Source organism: Vibrio sp. 970, from assembly GCF_033339075.1.
The window spans coordinates 1-789 of sequence record NZ_JAWOTW010000207.1; the positions used below are offsets into that span (position 1 = coordinate 1).

1 protein-coding gene is annotated in these 789 nt (G+C 46.8%); it reads left to right on the plus strand.

Going from position 1 to position 789, the window contains the following annotated elements:
- Positions 1 to 784: TRAP transporter large permease subunit (locus R7Q11_RS25720; RefSeq protein ID WP_225466945.1), on the plus strand; the 784-nt coding region annotated here is incomplete at its 5' end.
- Between the last annotated feature and the right edge of the window lie 5 nt (positions 785 to 789).

Genomic DNA, 789 nt, shown 5'->3' on the forward strand with positions numbered 1-789 from the left:
TGATTTGTTCATCATGCTCGTGTTGATTGCTTTGGCATCGTTGGTTTTAGGTATGGGCTTACCTGTGACAGCGGCGTATATTGTTCTGGGCACTTTGTCTGCACCTGCCTTGTATAAGTTGATTGCCGAGAACCAACTTTTAGAGTTGATGGTTTCAGGGCAATTACCTGAGCAAGCGAAAGCGATCTTCATGCTAGCGGCACCAGATAAGCTCGAACTTCTCAATGCGCCAATGGCGCTGGAAACGGCGAAAGAAATGCTGTCGATGGTTCCTGCTGATTTTGTTGAAACGCTACTAGAGCAAAGTCTGGGTTTAGAGGCGGTTGGCTTGGCATTGTTGGCTGCGCATTTGATCATTTTCTGGCTTTCGCAAGACAGTAACGTTACGCCACCAGTGTGTTTAACCGCATTCGCAGCGGCGACCATTGCGAAAACGCCACAAATGCGAACAGGCTTCATGGCTTGGAAAATTGCGAAGGGGCTGTACTTGGTTCCATTGTTAATTGCCTATACCGGATTGGTCAGTTGGGATGTGACATCAGTAATTACGGTCGGCTTCTTTGCGATAGTGGGTACTTACGCGCTCATTGGAGCCATTGAAGGTTACTTAGAAGGACCATTGAATATATTGATGAGGTTGGTTCTGCTTACTATCGGTGCGCTTTTGGTTTGGCACGATATTCCAATCTTAATTCGTGTGGTGTGCTGCGCGGTATTCGTTGCCGTGTTTGTTTACAGTGGGCGCAAGTTCAAATTGCAACAGTCTCAACTTTCGGTTTTATAAGAGGT